Origin of the sequence: Vibrio sp. 10N.261.51.A4, from assembly GCF_041471945.1 — a bacterium.
GTDB lineage: Bacteria > Pseudomonadota > Gammaproteobacteria > Enterobacterales > Vibrionaceae > Vibrio > Vibrio crassostreae_C.
In genome coordinates, this window is sequence record NZ_JBFRPJ010000052.1 from 52362 (window position 1) to 75051 (window position 22690).

The following is a 22690-nucleotide window of genomic DNA, read 5'->3' on the forward strand; positions in this document are numbered from 1 at the left end:
TCCTCTATTTATAATCACGAGATGACTTGAGACTTAAATGATCTTAGCTCTGGCGGTAGCTCCTTATTTACGAGGTTAATAGCTTTGCGATGTTCTAATCCAATGGATCTCACTACGTCCCCGAAATGTTGGTTAAACAATAGCTCGAAATCACCACTGAGTTTGTAGTCTTGCAGTTTGTCCTCAAGTAATTGAGCCAGTTGAGCCTTGTCTGGGTGGACATAGAAGACCAGAGGAAGAGGGTAATAAAGCATAATACTTTTTTCTATGACTAACCCATCCAGGGAATAGGTATGTTCTTGGTATATGCTTTCAACTTCATTGGCTCCGAGTGACACATAATCACATTTTTTATCTGAGAGAAGTTTCAGAATCTCTGGTAACGTTCCTTGCTCTAGTACTCGATATCCATTTGCTCTAAACAGCTCAGCATCAGCCCATGTCGCAGGAATTCCAGCGATAAGTGATTTCAGTTTATTGCTGTTGATATTATGGAATGTGGGTTGATCTTGTTCCCTAATTATCAGGATACGGTGTCCTAATAAGCCTTTACAAATTGGAGAGTTGAGTTTGATTGCAGGCTTATCAGCAAATTTACGGTTTCCCGCCACCGTGACGAGTACATCATAATTCTTGCGGAATATATTTCCTTCATCCTCAGCTCTTGGAAAGTCTGTATTATCGCTGTGAACGACAATAGGTTCGTTCGGATCCCAATTCAACAAGCTATGAATTAGCTCCAACTCATAGTGCTGTCTTTTACCTGATTTATTGCCATTCCAAAAGTTAAACATAGTTGTCCTAAGGGGGAACTTACATTTTATGACTGGTATGCTGACATAGGTTTAGCGTCCAAGAAAGCGCTTTCTTTTGTTTTTGAGAGAATCATACATAGATACAGTCTATGTATGTTGAGAATCGCGACGGAAAGGCTATTTTAAAGAAAGCACATAAGTTCATTGATGGGTTAGAGGTTCGACGATTAGGAAAGACCATGGGGGTACCATTAGTGAATTTTAACTTATTGTTTTTAAATTGTTTTTCGTGTTAGTGAACAATTAATGTGACGAATGGCACTGTTGTGTATTTCTATTCTCAATCTATTCTAAATTTGTGATCTATGGTTCGTTTCACCGAAATGTAAGTTGAAGAATCATTCTATCGGCTTATTATCCACCTAAAGAAAGCGGTTTCTTGATGCGAGTTGCCGATAGTGAATACGAAAACACCCCCTTTTTTAAAGTTAAAAGAAAGCGCTTTCTTTCTGGTTATTATCATTAAAAGGACAACGTGATGCACAAAAAGACATTGATTGCTTCGCTCGCCATTGGAGCTTTATTCGGAGCCTCTGTACAAGCAGATGAAGTTAAGCAGGGTGGCACACTAACGGTGCCAATTATCAATACTGGCTTTGTTGAAAACTTTAACCCTTATACAACTAAAGACTTGCTGCATGGGGTAATGTTTGAGCCATTGGTCGTATTCAACAACATGACAGGTGATGTTGATTATCGCCTGGCTGAGTCGGTTGAGTATTCAACTGACCTGAAAACATTGACGCTTAAGTTACGAGAGAATTTGAAGTGGTCTGATGGTTCAAAGTTAACTGCAGACGACGTTGTTTTTAGCTTTATGTTGACTAAAGAGGCACCAGCTTTTGACCAGAAAGGTATTTGGTCTTCAGGTAATTTAAAAGAAATCAAATCTATTGACGCGCGAACCGTCGTGTTTGAGCTGACGGAAGCGGATTCTACATTTGCTTGGAACTTAGAGCGTTACCATATTGTACCAAAGCATATTTGGTCGAAAGTTGAAGAGCTGACAACGTTTACCAACCTTAACCCGGTAGGTAGTGGCCCAATGACGACGGTTAAATACATTAAACCGCAACAGATGGAGCTGTGCCGAAACCCAAATTACTATTTAGAAAATAGACCTTATTTAGATTGCATCAACTTCCGTTCTTACAATGACAACTCTCAGATCCAACCTGCCTTAATCAAAGGTGAGATTGATTGGGGTTCAAATTTTATTGCTGACGTTGAGTCAACATTTGTCGATATGGATAAAGAAAATAACCATTTTTGGTATCCAGCGAATGATGCTATCCACCTTTACGTAAATACCAAAGAAGCGCCATTTGATGACCTAAGAGTACGACAAGCACTTTCTATGGCTCTTGATCGTGAAACCATCGTTGATATTGCTGCTTACGGTTATCCGACCGCAAACTTCAATGCTGGTGGCATCGGTGAGCTATACGAAACGCACATTGATAAAAATGTATCTAAGAAATATGGTTATCTAACTAAGTACGATGTTGAAAGAGCAAACGCTTTACTTGATGAAGCGGGCTTAGTTGACAAAAACGGTGATGGATTCCGCGACAAAGCAAACGGGGAAACGGTTGAGTTTGATATCGAGGTTGTAAACGGTTGGACCGACTGGATCCAAGTGGTTCAGATGGTATCTGAATACTTTGAAGAAGTGGGTGTGAAAGCAAACGTTAAGACTGTGGATTGGGCGGTATATGACAGCAATTTGAAAGAAAGCAAATATACCATGTCAATTAACTGGTCAATGGTCGCGACAAATCCAATCTTGGCGTACCAAGAGTACTTCTCAACGTCTCGAATCGGAAAAACTTGGCATGCTGGTCACGGTGTTAATTCACCAGAAATCGACGCATTGATCGACAGCTTCGGCAAAATTGGTGATGCAGAGCAGCAAGAGAAAGTGTTGAGTGAACTTCAGGAATTTACGGCTGAAAACCTTCCCTTTATCCCTCTATTTTCTAACCCAACTTGGTTCCAATACAGTACTAAACATATTGTTGGTTGGCCAAGTGAAAAAGACCCATACGTACAGCCAGTATGGTACGACGGTGGTAAGAGAGTAATAATTCTCAACAATCTACACCTTAAGTAAGTTATTTTTGAGAGGGCTACAGCTTAGGTTGTAGCCCCTAGGTTAAAAGATTTTTATGTCGTTTTTAATTCGCCGATTTGGCTTCTATTTTACCGCTTTCTTAATCGCTATCTCGTTTAATTTCATGTTGCCTCGCCTAATGCCAGGAGATCCTGTTGATGCTCTTTTCGCTGCAGCTCAAGGTCGAATGGATCCTGCTCAAATGGATGCCGTTCGTGAAATGTACGGTTTTGTTGATGGCAATGTTTTCGAACAATACTTCGCGTATATGAAAAGCGTATTCACTCTTGATCTGGGACCTTCAGTGCTTATGTTTCCTGTAAGTGTTTCAGATGTCCTTGCTATGGCACTGCCGTGGACTATGTTCCTAGCGCTTGGTTCGCTGATTGTTGCTCTTATCATTGGTGTCAGTATTGGTACGTATGCATCGTATCGACGTGAAGGGCTATTTGGACAAATTGTTCCGCCAGTTTTGGCATTTATTAGTAACTTCCCGTACATCGTGACCGCGTTACTGTTGTTCTATTTCTTCGGTTTAAAACTCGAACTATTACCTTTGGCATACACTTATGACCCATCGCTAGAGCCAGGTTTTACATGGGAGTTTATTTCTAGTGTGGCTAAACACGCTGTGTTGCCTATGGGCTCTATGGTCCTGGTTGGGATCGCAACATGGGTCTTCAATATGCGTAATGCGATGATCAATGTGTTGGGTGAAGATTACGTAACGATGGCTGAGGCCAAAGGCTTGAGTAGTTATCGTGTTATGTCTCGCTATGCTGGTCGAAATGCCATCCTTCCTGTTGCGACCGCTATTGCAATGGCAATCGGATTCTCATTCGCAGGCTCAATCATGACCGAAGTGGTTTTTAACTACCAAGGCTTGGGGAACATCCTTCTTAAAGGCATAGTTGCTCGTGATTACCCACTTATCCAAGCCATTCTTCTTATCTTGGTGACAGCGGTACTGACCGCTAACTTTATTGCCGACCTTCTATATGTCTGGCTTGACCCTAGAATCTCGAACTGAGGCGCATGATGGATAATTTAATGGATACTCAAAAAACCGCTAACCAGCCGAATATGCCAGTACGTGAGCCAAAATGGTCGTGGAAAAACGTAAAGAAAACTCTCGGTAAAGCTTACGCATTTTTCTACGGTAACCCTCCAGCCATTGTAGGTACTTTTTTACTTACGATTGTCTTAGCTGGGGCGTTATTTGCGCCTGTATTATCGACTCATAATCCAGAAAAGCGCGTAGCACGTCCACATATTGCACCAAGTTCTGAGCATATTATGGGCACTACTCGTAGCGGGCGTGATGTATATAGCCAGGTTCTATTTGGAGCAAGAAAGTCGCTTACTGTTGCGATCTCTGCGGGCGTAATCGCGATGACAATAGCAGTGCTCGTCGGGGTTTCATCTGGTTACTTTGGTGGAAAAGTCGATGAACGCTTGAACTTCGTTACTAACGTATTTCTTGTGTTTCCACAGTTGCCCTTGCTGATTGTTCTCGCCGCATTCTTAGGGCAGGTCGGTTCGCTGGTTATTACCGTGTTGTTAGGAATAACCTCCTGGCCTTGGGGAGCTAGGGTGATTCGTGCACAGACCATGGCAATTAGAAGCAAAGAATTCATCATTTCTGCAGAAGTTATGGGTGAATCAAAAATCCGCATTATTTTAGTAGAGATCTTACCAAACTTAGTTTCGATTGTTTTTGGCGGGTTCCTAGGCACGGTTATCTACGCAATGGGCTCTGAAGCTGGTCTAGGTATTTTAGGTTTAGGTGATGCAACAGAAGTGAGTTGGGGCTCTATGCTGTATTGGGCACAGACCTCTTCATCGTTATATACCGGAGCGTGGTGGGAAATGCTGGTTCCTGCATTGGCGTTAGCGATTACTGGTGGTGGACTCGCATTGATTAACATGTCAATTGACCAAGTGAGCAACCCTAAATTACGTACGGGCCCACACATCAAACTGTGGCACAAACTTAAAAAAGAAGCAGATAAACGCCGAGGCCTATAATGAGCAATCTATTAGAAATTAATAACCTGTGTGTTGATTACGTTTCTCCTAATGGCGTAGCAAGAGCCGTTAATGACGTTAGTATTTCCATTGCGCCCGGTGAAACGCTCGGTATTGCCGGTGAGTCTGGTTGCGGTAAAAGTACATTGGCTTTTGCTATATCACGCCTACACAAAGCACCAGCGCTTATCTCTGAGGGTGAAATACTCTACAAAGGGCAGGATGTTTTAAAGATGAATAACAAGCAGTTACGTGACTTCCGTTGGAATGACGTTTCTATTGTTTTTCAAAGCGCAATGAACTCACTTAACCCTGTCATTACCATCGGTGAGCAGCTAACGGACGTTATTCTAGCGCACAGAAAAATACCTTATAAACAGGCTCACGATCGTGCGGTCGAGCTGTTAGGAACGGTTGGGATTCATGGCGACAGAATGTCGAGCTTTCCCCATCAACTGAGTGGAGGTATGCGTCAGCGAGTTGTTATTGCGATTGCTTTGGCGCTGGAACCTAAACTGATCATCATGGACGAGCCAACAACGGCACTTGATGTAGTGGTTGAACGTGAAATCTTGAATGAACTGTATGAGCTTAAGAGTAAGTTTGGCTTCTCTATTCTGTTTATTAGTCACGACTTAAGCCTCATGGGCGAAATTGCTGATCGAATTGGCGTGATGTATGCGGGTAACCTTATTGAATTAGGTGATGCGAAAACGGTATTTAGTGAACCTAAGCATCCTTATACAAAAGGGCTTATCTCTTCATTCCCGACTATTCATGGGCCAAAAGAACGTCTCTACGGGATCCCTGGGAATCCTGTCAACCTTTTGGATACACCTCAAGGATGTAACTTCCAAGAGCGATGTGGCGAATGCATTTCAATGTGCATTAAAAGTGAGCCTCGTTTGGGCGCTATTGCGACTGGGCATCACGTATCTTGTCACCTAGTTTGAGCGAAAGATTATGAATACTTTAAAGAACGTTGATAAAAGCGAAGTTATCTTATCAGTTAAGAATTTGGTAAAAGATTTCCCACTTGGCCAGTCAGTCAAAAGCAATATGATGCGAGCCGTAAATGATGTTTCATTTGATCTTCGTAAAGGAGAAGCATTAGCGATTGTTGGCGAATCTGGCTCAGGGAAAAGCACAGGAGCTCGAATTCTTACCCGAATTTACGATAAGACGGCTGGAGATATCGAATTCAAAGGTGAGCCTCTGTCTGACTATATTGAAAAATATGGTGAGCTTGAATATGCACGCCAAGTGCAAATGATTTTTCAAGACCCGTTTGGCTCGTTGAATCCTGTACATACGATTTACCACCATATTGCGCGACCATTACTTATCCATAAACGAGCAGAAAAAGAAGCGATTCCGAACCTCGTTTATGAATTGCTTGAAATGGTTGGGCTTACACCAGTTAAAGAGACCGCAGAGAAGTACCCCCATGAACTAAGTGGTGGACAACGACAGCGTGTCGCAATTGCACGCGCAATTGCTGTTAGCCCTGAAGTTATCCTAGCTGATGAACCTATCTCTATGCTTGATGTGTCTGTGCGGTTAGGAATCTTAAACCTAATGGCTGACTTGAAGGATAAGCATGGTATTTCGTTCATGTACATCACTCATGACATTGCGACAGCGCGTTATTTTGCTGAGAAAACGGCGGTGATGTATGTAGGACATATGGTCGAATGGGGCAATAGCGACAACGTCACTCAGAACCCACAACATCCGTATTCTCAGTTGTTGTTGTCAGCAGTGCCAGAAGTCGGTAAATCGGGCAAGCGTGACATGAACGTGAAAAAAGGCGATATCCCTTCTTGGAAGCCAAGTAGCGTAGGTTGCCCGTTCGCAAGCCGTTGTATGAAAGCCGATAAACTTTGCACGCAATCAATACCAGAACCGACTCAAATTGCAGAAGAGCATTTTGCTCGTTGTCATCATTTGTAAACTTTAAATCCTTTTTGAAACGCAAAAGAAAGCGCTTTCAAAGTTTAAGTGTAAGAATTTTTTGGAATTTTGATATGAAACAAGACTACAACTCAACACCAGAGGTCGATGGCAAGTTCGTTGATTTAGATGGTGAGCGTTACTACCAAATCTCTAATGTTGACCAAATGACGCCATTCTTTATTAGCGTTGTATCGTCGAGCGATCACTGGTTATTTATTTCATCAACAGGCAGCCTTTCAGCTGGACGCATTCGTCCGGAAAATGCGCTTTTTCCTTACAAGTCTGTTGACCATATTCATGAAAATGCGGAAAACACCGGCTCAAAATCCATCTTCCGTATTGAACATGGCGACAAGGTTGTACTTTGGGAACCGTTTAATACATTCCATGATGGTATTTTTGATGTTGAACGCAATCTTTATAAAAATACGATTGGAGACAAGATTGTATTTGAAGAGATAAACCATACTTTGCAACTACAGTTCCAATACAGCTGGAATACGAGTGAAAAATACGGCTTTATTCGTCGTTCAAAACTGACCAACCTCGCGAGCTTTGAGCGTAAAGTCGAAGCACTAGATGGCTTACAAAATATACTTCCTTCAGGCGCTCCGTTATCAGCTCTTCAAACAAGAAGTGCATTAGTTGATGCGTACAAGTGGAATGAACAAGTTGATGGTAGTTCATTAGCTCTGTTCAGCATGTACGCGAAATTGAGCGATAGAGCCGACCCTGCTGAATCTTTGCTAGCGACGACAGTCTTCAGCTTAGAAACGGAAAGCAGCCAAATTTTATTGACGAGTGCTCAAGTTAATGCGTTCAGAAAAGGTCGAGCGGTTAAAAGTGAACCTTTAACGAAAGGGGTTAGAGGGAGCTATTTAGTTCATAAGTCTCTGACGCTGCGAGCACATCAAACCAAAGTTTGGTCGATTGTCGCTGATATAGACAAGACTCATTCCGATATCTGTCAGCTTCAATCTGAGCTCTCTGTTCCTGCTAACCTAGCACTAGCTTTAGAAAAGAGCGTTGCAGATAATCAAGATGAATTGATCACATTAATGTCTGGCGCGGATGCGTGGCAAATAACAGCTGAAGAAAATACCAGCGTTCACCATTATGCCAATGTGTTGTTCAATAACATGCGTGGTGGCGTGTTTGAAAACGGCTATATGTTAGAAAAGGTTGACGTAGTTAAAACTATGGAAAAGGCCAACTCTCAGGTAGCTGGCCGCCATCAAGACTTTTTTGATCAGTTAGGGGATGTTTTCAGCCATTCTGAATTAGTTTCGCGCGCTAAAGCGACAGGGGATTCTCAATTAGTTCGATTGAGCTACGAGTATCTACCGCTTACTTTTGGACGTCGTCATGGTGACCCTAGTCGCCCTTGGAACCACTATGAGATTAAGCTTAAAGATGAAAATGGCGAACGCTTACTTTCTTATCAAGGCAACTGGCGTGATATTTTCCAAAACTGGGAAGCGATGGCTCTTAGTTATCCAGGGTTCATCAAATCATTCATCTCTAAGTTTGTTAATGCTTCAACGGTGGATGGTTACAATCCGTATCGAATTACTAAAGATGGTGTAGATTGGGAGCTGTTAGAGGCGGATGATCCTTGGAGTAACATTGGTTACTGGGGCGATCATCAAATCATTTATCTATTAAAATTCCTTGAGTTAGCAGACAAATTTGAGCAAAGCGATCTTATCGAATTACTAGAGAGTGACATTTTTAGTTATGCCAACGTGCCTTACGAGCTTTGTGGAGTTCAAGGCCTCTTTGATAACCCTAAAGATACCGTAGAGTTCAACCAAGACTTGCAGGAATTGACAGAGCAACGTGTAAAGAGCTTAGGCAGTGACGGTCGCTTGTTGATGACGGGTGACCAAGAAGTTTATATGGTCAACTTAATGGAGAAGATACTCGTCCCTTTATTGGCGAAATTGAGTAACTTAGTGCTTGATGGTGGTATTTGGCTCAATACACAACGTCCAGAATGGAATGATGCAAACAACGCTATCGTTGGCAACGGCCTCTCAATGGTAACCTTGTACTACATGCGTCGCTATGTTGCCTTTATGCAGCGCCTGTTAGAGAAGTCACCATCGTCATACAGTATTTCCAAAGAAGTGTTTGAGTGGATGTCTTCTGTTACACAGATCGTTTCAGAGGCAAATACAGAGATTCGTCAAGATACGGTCACTCGTCAAACGCGTAAAGCAATGCTGACTAAGCTGGCTAAATCCGCTGCTAATTATCGTGAGCGCGTGTACCGAGTAAATGGATTCTCAGGGAAAACGAAAGTTGAGAAAGAAGCGATTGTTCAATTGATGGGCGCGAGCTTAAAAGTCCTAGATTCTACGATTGCAAACAACTTGCGTGAAGACGGTTTGTACAATGCGTATAACATCTTGAGTTGTTCTGGTGAGAGCTTAATGGTTGAAGAGCTTTACCCTATGCTAGAAGGGCAAGTTGCAGTATTGAGCTCGGGTCTATTATCATCTAAACAAGCGGTTGAGTTGTTGGATAAATTGTTTGCCAGTGACATGTATCGTGCTGATCAAAATAGCTTCATGCTTTACCCTGACCGTGAGCTGGCTTCTTTTATGGACAAAAACTGTTTAGACGCTAAAGACATTGACCAGAGCAAATTGTTAAGCATGATGGTTGTTGCCAAAGATAACCGATTAGTAAACCAAGACAGCAAAGGTTCTTACCACTTCAATTCAAGCTTTGAAAACAAAGGTTTCCTTCAGGCTGCGATTGATGAAATTAAAGCCGATTACCCGTCAATTAGTGATGATGAATTTTGTCATGTATCTAGTTTGTATGAGCGTGTATTCAACCATAAAGCCTTTACTGGGCGTTCGGGAACCATGTTTGGTTATGAAGGTTTAGGTTGTATCTATTGGCATATGGTTTCTAAGTTGCTGCTAGCTGTGCAAGAAAACTATCAGCATGCTTGGAGTATGGATTCTAATAGCCAGGAAACTCTTAAATTAGCGGATTACTATTACAAAGTGAGAGCTGGTATTGGTTTCAACAAAACGCCGGAAAACTACGGTGCGTTTCCGACGGATCCGTATTCTCATACGCCAAAGCACTCTGGAGCACAGCAGCCAGGGATGACAGGGCAAGTTAAGGAAGAAGTGATTACTCGTTTTGGAGAGCTAGGTCTAGAGGTCGTTGATGGCACAATTGTAATTAACCCTTCACTTCTTAGTCCTAAAGAGTTCTTACAAAAAGCGGCGACTTTTGACTGCCAAAATATTGAAGGACAAATGCAGAGCTTTATTGTTCAGGCTGGGCAACTGGCTTTTACTTACTGTCAGGTACCGTTTATTTACCAACTCAATGATGAGCCAACACAGGGTATTGAAGTTCAGTTTAAAGACGGAACAAGTGAGGCATTTGCATCGTTAACGCTAAACCATGAAATGGCTTCACAGCTCTTTTCTCGTAGTGGTCTTATTGAGAAAGTCGTTGTCGTGTTGTCAAAGCACCAGTTACTCTAATTCTAATTTAAAGTGAAATAAAAAGGCTCTAAGTGAATACTTAGAGCCTTTCTTTTAAGTGTAAAAAATGGGGTGCTTGATATACAAAAATCAAAGCTTAGCCACGGACTCTCTTACAATCAATGTCGGGGTTAGTTTGTGCTTCAATGGGTAGTCGCGTTTATTAATTAACGATAAAACACCTTTTGCAGCTTCTTCTCCCATCTCATGAACTGGAAAGTCGACCGTCGATAAGCGAGGACGAATATGCTGGCTATGAGTATCGTTATCGAAGCCTACGACTGAAAGGTCTCGCCCAATAATGAGGTTTCGCTCTGCTGCTACGTCATATACAGCAAGCGCGATGTTGTCATTTTGACAGAAAATCGCGGTGATCTCAGGGTCTCGGTCTAACAAGCGTCGCGCAGCTTCGTGGTTGCCTTGATGATCAAAGCGTCCCTCTACAAACAGCCCTGCGTCGTATTCGATACCGAACTCTAACAAGGCATTTCGATACCCTTGAAAGCGATCTCTACTATCAACTTTACTCAACTGGCCTGTGATACAAGCGACTTTTTTATGGCCGTTCTCGAGTAAGTGCTTCGTTGCAAGGTAGCCACCAAGCTCATTATCAATGTAAATACAGCGATCAGAAATCTCAGGAATAAAACGGTTGAGAACAATCATTGTTTCACTGTCTTTCGCTATTTTGATCAGTTCGTCATCACTGAGCTTGTCTGAGTGAACAATGAGGCCATCCACAAGTTTAGATTGCAAAAACTGGATAGAATCGAGCTCTTTGGTTCGTGATTCCTGGCCACTTGTAACGATTAAGTGAATATTATTTTGGCGAACGGTATCTTCGGCTGTATGCATTAATGGTCCATAGAAAGGCCCATCAAGCGAACCAACTAGCATGCCAATGCTATTTGAACGACTGGAGGCTAGAGCTTGTGCAAACGCATTAGGCTTGTAGCCTAGTTGATCAATAGCTTTGAATACTTTTTCGCGATTGGCTTCCTTTACCGTAGGGTGACCATTTAATGCTCGTGAGACGGTTGATTGAGAAACTTGAGCAAGTTCAGATACTTCTTTAATGGTGATCAATGGTAGTGGCCTTATCTCTACAAGGAGTGAACTAAGCTATATTACCTTCGTGATCAATAAGAGCCTAGTAATCCAATGATTAATATTTAAAAACTCAGAACTGCTTAACGCTAAATTTGAAGGTTAAGCATACAAAGTAACGTCACGAATATTTCCATATACTCGTTCAAATATCAAGCAAGCGCTTTCTTTGTGTTGTAATAAAAGTGAATCTGTTTTTCTGAACTTCGTTGTAAGCTAGAAAAAACAGAAGCCTTAGAATAAAGGGATTCTAGGGTGTTATGCAGATAATCAGGTCAAAAAATTCTTGAGAATCTACACAAACCACAACGAATTTTAGCAAAATGTGAAACCCAACAAGAAAGCGCTTTCTTAAGGTGAGCGTTGTCTCTTTTTTGAACTATGCACTTTTATATACTCATTTTGAAACAGTCGTGCATGGCATATTGGGTCCATGCTCGCGGACTTATTCATTTATCGACTTTCTGTTATGGGCTCCGATATTACGTGTCGCCTGCTTAGAAAGTCGTGATACAAGGAGTTGTAATGCAAGATCTAACCAATCAGGTAAAGATATTAACGTCTTTTATTTCTGCCGCTTTGATGTCTGGCTGCACGGCGATAGAGCTGCCGGTATCCGAAAGTGCTGACTTAGCTCAAACTGAAAAAGCGATTGTGCTATCCCATGCTCCAGTTACTTTAAGTTCAGACTGGCAATTGGTGTGGGAAGACCAGTTTGAAGGCGAGCAAATAAATAAACGTAATTGGTCATTAGAAGTGAACTGTTGGGGAGGAGGGAACAATGAACAACAGTGCTACACGGATGATCCTAATAACGCATTTGTTAAAGATGGCTTTTTACACATTGTCGCGCTGAAGCAAAGTCATACTGGGCCTGACAATGCCGAAGGTACGATTGGCGGAGCAACTAAAACACTCCCTTATACTTCTGCGAGGCTAAGTACAAGAGACAAGCGTGACACCAAATATGGCCGTTATGAAATCAGAGCAAAGTTACCCGGTGGACAAGGTTCATGGCCCGCGATTTGGATGCTGCCAACCGACAATAAATATGGTACATGGGCTGCTTCTGGCGAAATCGATATTATGGAAGCGGTTAACCTAAACACACTTTCAGATGCGGCGGGAGCGAAAAATGATGCTCTAGAGAGCCGGGTCTACGGGACGTTACATTACGGACGAAATTGGCCAGACAATGTTTATAAAGGGCAAGCCGCGACATTGCCAAATGGTGTGAACCCTACTGAGGGCTTCCATACATACGCGATTGAGTGGGAAGAAGGTGAAATTCGTTGGTATGTAGACAATATTCATTACGCGACTCAAACTCAAGAGGGCTGGTACAGCCAATATGAAGCGGAAGAAGGGAAACTCATTAATGCGAGTGGAGCAGCTCCGTTTGATGAAAAGTTTCATTTGTTATTGAACTTGGCTGTCGGTGGGGCGTGGTCAGCGAACGCAAATGATAAAGGCATCGACGAAGGTTTGTTTCCGAAAACAATGCTAGTTGATTCGGTCAAGGTATACCGTTGTAAGGTTGATCGTTGGAAAGGAAAAGGGTGTGCAAGTCGCTCTGAACATGCAATACAAGTGATAGGGCACGAAGCTCCAGAGATCTTAGCAACCGATGATAGTTATGCTGATGGACCAACGTTGGAGATTTTTACCGAAACTCTTAACGCAAGCTTGGCTTATGCAAGCTATGATCCATTGGATATTGTTGACTATCAAGAAGTGACCGAACCAGATCGTGGAACAGTGCTACAAGTGAATAAGAAAGAAGGATCAGGAAATATCTATTTTCGTTCTCCTGTAACAGATGTGACACATTGGCAAGAAACGGGTGAACTGGTCTTTGATTTGAAAGTTGAGAGTATGGCTGATGGGGTTGAACTATTGGTTAAGATGGACAGCGGCTGGCCGAAAACAAGTGACTATACCGTGCCGTTATCAGCAATGAATGAATGGAAGACGGTACGTATTCCAATCGCTGACATTTTAAAGAGAGACAACCGTTTTGCTGGTGGGAATCAAGCTGATCCAAAAATGATCACTAACCTTTTAGTGTTTGAGCCTCAAGGAGGAATGCGTTTTAAACTAGACAATATTCGATTTGAAAAGTAAGCGTTTTAACAAAAGGGTTTGAATAAAATTCTGAATATAAAGGGAACATACAATGTATGTTCCCTTTTTTATTTCGACGATTATTTGAGGAAGACAACCGACGGTGTCATTCGAAACAGGTTCTGAGTGTTTGAACGGAGCAATTCGTCCTTAATATGTGAACAGTGATATTTTACTTGGTTCCATGATTGTTCAAACAAAATACTTAACATCTCTATTTTTGTGACTTACGCATAAGAAAGCGCTTTCTTTGGTGGGGTTGATCACGGTTTATATTCACGAGATCGATTTATACTCTTTCCATACCAACTGAGCGGTTAAAGCCAATAAGGTTAAGAGTGCATAGTGAATGTGGGCTTAGATTTGATCTTCTTTAAATCTGTTCGATTGGTTTTTTTAAGAAAAATAAAGAAAGCGCTTTCTTTGTGAAAGTATAATTTGGAACATGGAGTTATTATGAAACTTTCTAAGCTTACCCTTGCTTGTTTAGTCGCTACAGCTGGCTTGTCTACTGCACCTGCTGTACATGCCGAAAAATCGGATGGATTTGAATTTCACGGTTATTTCCGTGCTGGTGTTCTATTCAGTGAAAATGATGATTTTAAACGAGCAAAGTTCCCAGCATCTAAAGAGCGTTTAGGTCGATTGGGTGTTGAGTCGGATAGCCACTTTGAAGTTGCACTGCAGAAAAATTTTGAGAATGACGGTGGTCAGAAAATTCGAATCAAAACACGAGCAGCAGCCAACAATGCGGAATATGCAACCAACCAACTTGGTGCCAATGCCGATGCAACCAACAGCGAAATTGGTATGGCAGAAACTTTTGTCGAGTTTGAAGGTGTATCTGAAACCGGTGTTGTATGGGGTGGTAAGCGCTTTTATGGTAAAGATAATTACATCTTTATGACCGACTTTTTCTACACGGATATGTCAGGTACTGGTGTTGGTATTGAAGGTGTTGAGCTAGGTGGTAATAAGTGGGACTTTGCTTATATTGCAAGCGATGACTCTGGCGATACAAGTTTCTGGGGTGACAGCAACAACATCATGCATGCACTTCATGCTGGCGTGAACTTTGGCAGTGTTGAGCTTCACGCTATGGCTAAGTATATGCCAGACAATATGGTCGATTTAGGTTTTGGTAATGGCCCAGAAGCATTCGCTGAGAATGGCTATGAAATGACGGCAATTGTTCACACTGAGTCTGTCTTTGGGTTGTCAGATAAAGGTTTTACAAAATACATCGCGCAGGCTGGTAAAGGCTTAGGTTCAGGTAACCTTTTAGGCGGTACTCTTACGACTTACAACACGTACAAGCCTGGTAGCGACTATCAAAGTTGGTTAACGACAGGCACGGGCTGTGGTACGTCTTGTTTGAAGGCTGTTGATGAAAACGATGTATCGCTACGTGCTTTAGCATGGGGTGGGTACTTTTTTGAAAATGGTGTGAATATTTTCCACTCTCTTCAAACCCAGTACAACGATTTTGACAATGGTGACACAGACGGCTGGGTATCAGCAATGGTGCGACCAACGTTCCCAATTTCAGAAAACTTCTTTATCGCTACCGAAGCTGGTTACATGTACAACTACGAAGACCGTAATGGTGAGTCAAAGAATTCTTATGATTACAAGCTAACAGTAGCACCGACTCTAGTTGTGCACTCTGGCTTCGGTCCATCTCCAGAAATTCGCTTCATGGCATCTTACCTTGATGGTGAAATGCAAGATGGTACGGGTAAAGAGGGCGACTTTGTTGTAGGTATTCAAGCTGACATGTGGTGGTAGAATTTTTTACCTTCGGGTCTTAAGTGATATCGAGCATACCGGGGGAGTGGTATGACGGCCTTGCCTTTAGGGCGGGCAAGGTTCTCGATATCCTATTTATTGCAATAGTTGAGCTCTTTCCTAGCAGCACAAAGAGTTTCATTTTTATTGCTATGAGTCTTCCATATTTGAGTTTCGTTTCAAATGTGTTCTTGCCAAAGATACTCATCGACCGCTTCGAAAGGAGCGGTTTTTTTATGTGTGACATATCTAATCTTTTAAGGCTTAAGGCTTAAGGTTTAAGGTTTAAGGTTTAAGGGGGAAAGGGTTATGAGTTATGGGAAGAATGTTGCTTTCTAAATTCGCGAGGGCTGCATCCATTTTGGGCCTTAAAACATTTGGAGAAATAGTTGCTGTCAGAAAAGCCGCAAGACTCAGCAATGTGTTGGATGCTTTTGTTGTCGTTTAATAATAAGGATGCCGAGTGTCGAATTTGAAGGTCTTTGACGTATTGGTTTGGGGATGTATTTAAAAACTGCCTGAATAACCTTTCTAGTTGCCGCTTGCTGATATAGGCCGCTTGCGCAATGGTTTCTGTATCTAATCCTACTTCTTTGTAATGACGGTCAATATGTGCGAGAGCACGGCTCAATGCCAGGGTTGTTTTTGGTAAGCTATGGGTCTGTTCTTGATATCGCCGAGCAAGTTCTATCGCAAGTTGCTGCATTGTGCTCGTCAATATGATTTCAAACCCCTGTTCTGCGTTGTCGTATTCCGATTTGATTTGTTGTAGAAGTCCATTGATTCGTTTCAACTGAGAAAGTGATAACGTAAGCTTTGCTTGATATTCAGATGCTTGTCGAGCAATTGGTTCTACCTTGAAAAGCGCTTGATAACCTGGCATTTGACGCATTGAAGGGACCTCAAAAAAAGGCAATGCCGTATCAAACATCAAGTTTACAATCTTCAGTTTATTTACTTCACAAAATCCATGTTCAATATCCCCATTAATAACAAATACATCTCCTGTACTTAAAGGGTAAGTGTGGCTAGCTACCGTATGCTTTCCACTACCACTCACAACTAAGAAAAGTTCAGAAAAGTCATGGCTATGTACGTCAAAGTCGAAATCGTGATGACCATCGACATAGGCAAATTTTATCTGAGGATATCTCTGATGACTTTGGAGTCTAAACTTGGTTTTCATGTCGCTATTTTACCTATTTCTGTCGCTTATTTGGTAGTTAAACGCCGTGGTTAAGATTACTATTTTTTGAACAAAGACAATATTAACTTTTAGAGCGAGAGGTCAAATTTTTGCTCTAAGTAAAAAAATAGTAGGACTTTAAATGAATACTGTGGAAATTCTCGAAGCACAGAAGCAGCTTGCACCCATAAGTCGACAAGCGGCTACTGAGGGCATTGTGCTACTAAAAAATAGTGATTCAATATTGCCATTGCAGGCTAGTGATACGGTGTCTCTTTTTGGTCGCTGTCAGATTGATACCTACCGAAGTGGCACTGGATCTGGTGGAGCTGTGAATGTCCCTTATTCCGTTAATGCATTACAGGGCTTGTATGAGAATCCAAACATCAATCTTAATCTCAGTTTGGTGGAGGTATACAAACGTTGGGTCAAGGACAACCCGTTCAATGACGGAGGAGGTGGTTGGGCAGCAGAACCTTGGTTTCAAGATGAAATGCCTCTTTCAAATTCAGTTGTGATGGATGCCGTTGCCAAATCTAACAAAGCCGTTATTTTTATCGGTCGAACGGCGGGTGAAGATCAAGATAATGCACAGCAGCAAGGCAGTTACAATTTAACCGCGCTAGAAATACAAATGTTGGAGAAAGTGACAGAATATTTTGATGATGTCATTGTGATACTGAACGTGACCAACATAATCGATATGTCATGGACAAGTTCACTTAAAGGTTCTGCTGCGATTAAGGCTGTTCTGTATAGTTGGGCCGCAGGTATGGAAGGTGGGCATGCTTTAGCTGATGTTTTATCAGGTGATGTTAGCCCGAGTGGACGTTTGACCGACACTATTGCGCACTCTTTATCTGATTATCCTTCCAGCGCTAGCTTCGGAAATAAAGAGCGTAATCTGTACCAAGAGGATATCTATGTCGGGTATCGGTATTTTGAAACTTTCAATCCTAAAGCTGTTCAATTTGAGTTTGGTTTTGGGCTGTCCTACACCCGCTTTTCCAATAAATTAAATGCATTGACGACTCTTGGTTCCGGCTCTGAACAAGAGTTGGTCTTCGATATTGAAGTTAAAAACATAGGCGAGAAATACAGTGGTAAGGATGTGGTTCAACTGTATGTTGAATCGCCTCAAGGTCACCTTGGTAAGCCTTCACGAGCACTGATCGGTTTTGTGAAAACACCGACCTTGGACCCGCAAGATACGGTGTGTTTGACTATTTCATGTCCTCTATCTTCCTTCGCATCATTTGATGACTCCGGTAAAACGGGACACCCAAATAGTTACGTACTTGAAGCTGGAGAATATCACTTTTATCTAGGAGGAAGTGTTCGCCAGGCAAAGCTTGTTAGTGAGAGCGTTAAAATAGAAGAGCTGTTAGTTGTTGAGCAATTAACGGAAGCACTTGCTCCTGTCACCGGATTTAGTAGGTTGATCCCAAAAGGCAACGAGGAAAATGGTGTTTACAGTTGCGATTACGAATCTGTGCCGCTGCGAACTATTGATTTGAGTAAACGTATTCTGAGTGAGCTTCCAAGCTCTATTCCTCTTGGTGAAGATACGGGCATTCGTTTACTGGATGTTAAGCAGGGGCGAGCGAACATTGACGAATTTATCTCGCAAATGACCGTAAAGCAGTTAGCGACAATTGTTCGTGGGGAAGGTATGTGCAGCCCTAAGGTGACGCCAGGTACTGCTGCTGCTTTTGGGGGTGTTTCGCCGAGCTTATTTGATTTAGGTATCCCTGTCGTTGCAGCTGCTGATGGTCCGTCTGGTATCCGAATGGACAGCGGACATAAAGCATCTCAAGTCCCAATTGGTACATTATTAGGCTGTACATGGAACCCAGAACTGAATGAGAAACTATTTCATTTAGTGGGGAAAGAGATGCAAGCCAATCATATTGATACGTTGCTTGGTCCTGGGATTAACATCCACCGCCACCCTTTGAATGGTCGAAATTTTGAGTATTTCTCAGAAGATCCATTTCTCTCAGGGGTAATAGCTGCATCTCAAACTCTTGGTCTTAAAGCTGCAGGAGTATCTGGCACAATCAAGCATTTGGTGGCGAATGATCAAGAAACGTCACGGTTTGATGTTGATAGTGTTATATCTCAAAGAGCACTTCGTGAGATTCATCTGAAGCCTTTTGAAATAGCGGTAAAACAAGGAGGAGCTTCGAGTGTTATGACCTCCTACAACCCTATTAATGGTCACTGGGCTGCATCCAATTACGACCTCAATACTACGATTCTTCGTGGGGAGTGGGGTTATAAAGGGATAGTGATGACGGATTGGTGGGCAAAAATGAATGACCCAATCAAAGGTGGCTCTGAAAGTCGAAGTTACACATCCTTTATGCTTCGCTCTCAAAATGATCTTTATATGGTTGTTGAGCATGATGGTGCGGAAAATAACGTGTCGAATGACGATACGTTACAGGCGCTTGAAAACGGAACGTTGAGCTTAGGGGAGTTGCAACGAAGCGCGATGAATATTTGTCGTTTTATTATGGACTCTCCAGCAATGGGTCGCCCATTAGTCGCTTTTGATCCAGTTAAGAGCTTTGAGGCGACCCAAAATCTTAATAAACAACAGAGTAAAACTGATGGAGACTTTTGCTCTCTGACGGCAGAGCAACATGCAATAGTATTACCACTTAATATCAGAGAAAACCGTAGCATTGTTTTGGAAGTTAAACAGGCTGGTGTGTATCGATGTGCAGGTATTGTTAACTACGATAGTGGCACTTTGGCTCAATCTGCGTGTAGTTTAAGTCTCAATAACGTGTACGCGATGTCTCTATCAGTGAATGGTACTAATGGCGAGACAGTTTCAGTTGAGGGGCTCTCCGTTAAGCTTGATAAAGGCTTTTATTCTTTGGATATTGAATTCATCAAATTAGGCTTAGAATTGGAGCAATTAGTATTTTCGTTTATGCCTGAATAGGGCTAAGGGATAACAGTCGTTTATTTAACTCTCGTTGCTCAAAAAAGAGGTAAAGTGAGAGAAAATAAACGACTACTTTGAGGTTGAGTTATTGTGCTTTTTGATATTGCTTCATCGCGTCAACAAAGGAGTTTCGCATCCCTTCGATTCCTAATCGCTCAGATTCTTCAACGTAAGTCAGTGCTGCACTAAAATCTCCAGATGAAACCGAGTTTTCTATAAGAGTTTGATAAACCTCTTTCTTATTCAGTGTATTTTCCGTTAATAAATCTGATTGGGCTACGGTTGATTCTGGAATAATTTGTTGAACTCGCTTTTGACGGTTTTGTTCTTCAACAACGGTGGTTACCGCTGTGAATTTAAAATCAAAGGAGACTTTCCCGATTGCAGAATGAGGGATGGCGTAGTCCGTGTTATGAGCGATGTTTGCCTGGATATCACCAGAACGTATCGCCATATCACTTGGTTTTTCGACAGGAGTTGTTTCCGCGAGTGCTTCGCTGGTTGTGAATACGACCAAGTAAGCAGGAGCCTCGCCGTTTAAGTAACGTTCTTGCAGTTCGATTTGCGCGCCATATTGTGCACCATCAAGCAGGCTAAGTGGTTGGTACTTAATACTTTCATTGCCAATGACATCTAGCGGCTGGTAATTTTTGTCTAAGACTAAAAGTGACGGAACGAATGCTGAATAACTAGCATTTGAAGTCACTGAAAAACGAATAGCATCTAGTGTTGCAGGAAGCTTTAGCCCTCCAGCAAAGGATCGGCCCGATTTGAACTCGATCTTAGGGCTTGCTGTGGTGATCGAAACAGATGTTTCTTCTGGGTTCGTAACGCTTTGATATTGAATTGTACTCAGGTTTTCACAGCAGTTTTCGTTGTTCTGTAGTGACTCTAGCCCCGGAGAAGTTTTGTGGTAGCTAACCGGTGACTCTGTCACTGTTGAACAGGCGCTTAGTGCGAATACCGCTGGTAGAATTGCTAAATATTTCATAATTTCTCACAGTTAAAAAAGCATATCTGATTCAGAGTGCCTGATTGATAATAGAGACACACTACAAGAAAGCGCTTTCTTTTTGAGTGACGAACACCAAATTTAAAGAAATACTCGCTAATAATTAGTACGAATTAGGTAACAGGCTGCCGTTGGGCTGTTACCTAGATTGAAAGTTAACGAGATACCGAACTTAACAACTGAGTAAAGCGTTGCCATGATTTTTGGTCAGCTTCATGTTGATAGTTATTCGATCCGAATACTGTGAAGGCGTGTGGCGCACCACTATAAGTGATCATCTCATGCGGAACTTTGGTTGATTCAAGTTGAGCGGCGAGGCTTCCAAAGTCGTGCATTGAAATCATGGCATCAGCCGTGCCGTGGAACACGACTACGGGAGCTTTAGTCTGCGAGTAGTCTTGACCTTTTGGTGTTGATAAACCGCCATGGAAGGTGACATAAGCCTTCGAAGGAATGCCCGCACGAGCGGCTTCCAATACAGCGGCTCCGCCGAAACAGTATCCCATCATTACGTTGTTATCTAAGTTGCCGCCAAGTCTTTTCGCTTCCATGGCACCAGCGTTGAGCAACGTACGCATTTTTTCTCTGTCTTTATACAGCTCGCCTGTATGTTGCTTTTTATCTTTCACTTCCGTAGGGCGAATGCCTTTACCAAATAGGTCGATGGCGAACACGTTGTAACCGAGTTCGTTGAGCATCTCAGAACGTTTCTTTTCGTAATCGGTTAAGCCATCCCAATCGTGTATTAGCAGTACCAAAGGCGCTTGGTCACTGGCTTCACTCCAATAACCTTCGTAATCCATCCCATCGACTTGGTAAGTGACGTTTTCTCCTGATATCGCAGAGAAGGGCAGTAAAACTGAAAACAGGCCGAGCGTAGTGAGTTTTTGCATGCGTAATTCCTTTCGATGACAATTGACGTTCCAATCGAAAGTATAGATAACGCGATGATTCTCGCCAGATTTCTGTCTCTAACTTGAAATGTCTGGCAGGGATAGCAGGTGGCTATTACTGATAAACAGCCATCGAAAGGGAGTGCGATGGCTGTTCATGATGCGCTGAGAAATTCTCAGTTCGCAGAAACGCGGGGCATTAGAGTAGAAAAGAACGGATTACTACCAAGTAGCGTTATCAGCGGTGTGGCTACTTCGAAGTTCTGGGTACTTACGTTGATAGCGCGGCAACATCGACTCATTACCTAAGATGCCACCTTGATGGATATAGATGACGGTTTTGGTTGGGTTCTCTTCTTGCCATTGCTCTAAGCATTGCCACATTAATGGGTCGTAGAGCAGGTCGAATTCAATATCAGTTTGTTCTTGTAGATCCAACCAAGTTTGATAGTCCTGCTGGTACAACTTACCAAAGTGGTGTTTGGCTTTAAGCGGTAATATCTGCGGGTGATCGGTTTCGCCAAGCTCGTTGAACTGTTGCGTTAGGTAATCACTGCCGCCAACACATGCACAGGTTAATACCGGGATGTTGTGTAGTTTTAAATGCTTATGTAGATACAGAGCCGTGCTGCCTGTGCCTGCTGGCAGTGCCACAACAAAATCGTATTGGTTTTCAAAGCGAGTCCAGCTCAGTATTTCCATCGCCAGTTGTTTTACGCCATATTCAGAAAGCTGAGAGCGTCCACCTTCTGGTAACACAATGCATTGTGAGTCAGGTTGTCTTACTTGCTCAATATACTCTTGTGGATGAAGCTCAGAGCCTGTTTCTTTGACTGAAATAACCTCAGCCCCGAGATCGATAGCGCCACGGTAGTTGCCGAGTGGGCGTTCTTGTAGCCATCGAGGTAGGTGATCAACGTAAAACTCAAGCGTCCAACCTTTGATTTTTGCAAGTGCGGCTAGCGAGAACAATGAGTTGGCTTGAGCGGAACCATAGCTTATTAGGGTGGTAGTGCTTGGGTGCTCGTCTTCCAGTAGCTTCATGAACTTTCTGGCTTTGTTGCCGCAAAAGTGGGAATGAAGCTGATCGTCACGCTTTAAGAAAAAGGTGTGGTCGTTGTATTGATGTTGAGTTACAGGGCTATTATTTAGTTTCATCGCACTTAGACAAAATGCTGACTCAAGAGCCAGCAT

The 22690-nt window shown here is 42.5% G+C and carries 15 protein-coding genes; 9 read left to right on the forward strand and 6 right to left on the reverse strand.

Annotation, left to right across the window (positions count from 1 at the left end):
• Positions 1 to 14: 14 nt before the first annotated feature.
• Positions 15 to 794, reverse strand: coding sequence for a hypothetical protein (locus AB4384_RS12500; RefSeq protein ID WP_017071751.1), 780 nt, complete (start codon positions 792 to 794; stop codon positions 15 to 17).
• A 499-nt stretch (positions 795 to 1293) separates the two neighbouring features.
• Here AB4384_RS12500 and AB4384_RS12505 point away from each other — a divergent pair, with 499 nt between their 5' ends.
• The 6 genes from AB4384_RS12505 (at position 1294) to AB4384_RS12530 (ending at position 10427) form a co-directional block, all read left to right on the forward strand.
• Positions 1294 to 2928 carry an ABC transporter substrate-binding protein gene (locus AB4384_RS12505; protein WP_017071752.1) on the forward strand — a complete coding sequence of 545 codons (1635 nt, stop codon included), beginning with the start codon at positions 1294 to 1296 and terminating at the stop codon, positions 2926 to 2928.
• Between the two features lie 55 nt (positions 2929 to 2983).
• A complete protein-coding gene (locus AB4384_RS12510; RefSeq protein WP_017071753.1) occupies positions 2984 to 3958 on the forward strand; it encodes an ABC transporter permease in 975 nt (324 codons plus the stop codon).
• A 20-nt stretch (positions 3959 to 3978) separates the two neighbouring features.
• Positions 3979 to 4956: an ABC transporter permease gene (locus AB4384_RS12515; protein WP_371957688.1), complete on the forward strand. Its 978-nt coding sequence runs from the start codon at positions 3979 to 3981 to the stop codon at positions 4954 to 4956.
• Positions 4956 to 5909, forward strand: coding sequence for an ABC transporter ATP-binding protein (locus tag AB4384_RS12520; RefSeq protein WP_048659634.1), 954 nt, complete (start codon positions 4956 to 4958; stop codon positions 5907 to 5909). Before AB4384_RS12515 ends, AB4384_RS12520 begins: the two co-directional genes overlap by 1 nt.
• 10 nt (positions 5910 to 5919) lie before the next feature.
• Positions 5920 to 6909 carry an ABC transporter ATP-binding protein gene (locus AB4384_RS12525; RefSeq protein WP_017071889.1) on the forward strand — a complete coding sequence of 330 codons (990 nt, stop codon included), beginning with the start codon at positions 5920 to 5922 and terminating at the stop codon, positions 6907 to 6909.
• Between the two features lie 74 nt (positions 6910 to 6983).
• On the forward strand, positions 6984 to 10427 hold the full coding sequence (locus tag AB4384_RS12530; RefSeq protein ID WP_102319663.1) for a hypothetical protein: 3444 nt from the start codon (positions 6984 to 6986) through the stop codon (positions 10425 to 10427).
• Between the two features lie 90 nt (positions 10428 to 10517).
• Here AB4384_RS12530 and AB4384_RS12535 read toward each other — a convergent pair whose 3' ends face one another.
• Complete coding sequence (locus tag AB4384_RS12535) at positions 10518 to 11513, reverse strand: LacI family DNA-binding transcriptional regulator (protein ID WP_102319824.1); 996 nt, start codon at positions 11511 to 11513, stop codon at positions 10518 to 10520.
• Positions 11514 to 12059: 546 nt separating this feature from the next.
• On the opposite strand from AB4384_RS12535, the gene AB4384_RS12540 reads away from it, so the two are divergent.
• A complete protein-coding gene (locus tag AB4384_RS12540; protein WP_372129623.1) occupies positions 12060 to 13658 on the forward strand; it encodes a family 16 glycosylhydrolase in 1599 nt (532 codons plus the stop codon).
• 456 nt (positions 13659 to 14114) lie between these two features.
• Entirely contained in the window at positions 14115 to 15446 is a 1332-nt protein-coding gene (locus AB4384_RS12545) for a carbohydrate porin (RefSeq protein WP_019821079.1), read from the forward strand.
• Positions 15447 to 15753: 307 nt separating this feature from the next.
• Here the strand turns inward: AB4384_RS12545 and AB4384_RS12550 are convergent, their stop codons facing one another.
• Complete coding sequence (locus AB4384_RS12550) at positions 15754 to 16632, reverse strand: helix-turn-helix domain-containing protein (protein ID WP_048664698.1); 879 nt, start codon at positions 16630 to 16632, stop codon at positions 15754 to 15756.
• Between the two features lie 142 nt (positions 16633 to 16774).
• Between AB4384_RS12550 and AB4384_RS12555 the strand changes: the two genes are divergently transcribed.
• Positions 16775 to 19588, forward strand: coding sequence for a glycoside hydrolase family 3 C-terminal domain-containing protein (locus tag AB4384_RS12555; RefSeq protein WP_017071400.1), 2814 nt, complete (start codon positions 16775 to 16777; stop codon positions 19586 to 19588).
• An 88-nt stretch (positions 19589 to 19676) separates the two neighbouring features.
• Here AB4384_RS12555 and AB4384_RS12560 read toward each other — a convergent pair whose 3' ends face one another.
• From AB4384_RS12560 to AB4384_RS12570, 3 genes are all read right to left on the reverse strand, one after another.
• Positions 19677 to 20582 carry a MalM family protein gene (locus tag AB4384_RS12560; RefSeq protein ID WP_061038885.1) on the reverse strand — a complete coding sequence of 302 codons (906 nt, stop codon included), beginning with the start codon at positions 20580 to 20582 and terminating at the stop codon, positions 19677 to 19679.
• Between the two features lie 176 nt (positions 20583 to 20758).
• Positions 20759 to 21496, reverse strand: a complete 738-nt coding sequence (locus AB4384_RS12565) for a dienelactone hydrolase family protein (RefSeq protein WP_102320465.1) — start codon at positions 21494 to 21496, stop codon at positions 20759 to 20761.
• Positions 21497 to 21718: 222 nt separating this feature from the next.
• The gene (locus tag AB4384_RS12570; RefSeq protein ID WP_136973591.1) at positions 21719 to 22654 is read right to left on the reverse strand and encodes a pyridoxal-phosphate dependent enzyme; all 936 of its coding nucleotides are present in this window, start codon (positions 22652 to 22654) and stop codon (positions 21719 to 21721) included.
• Positions 22655 to 22690: the final 36 nt, after the last annotated feature.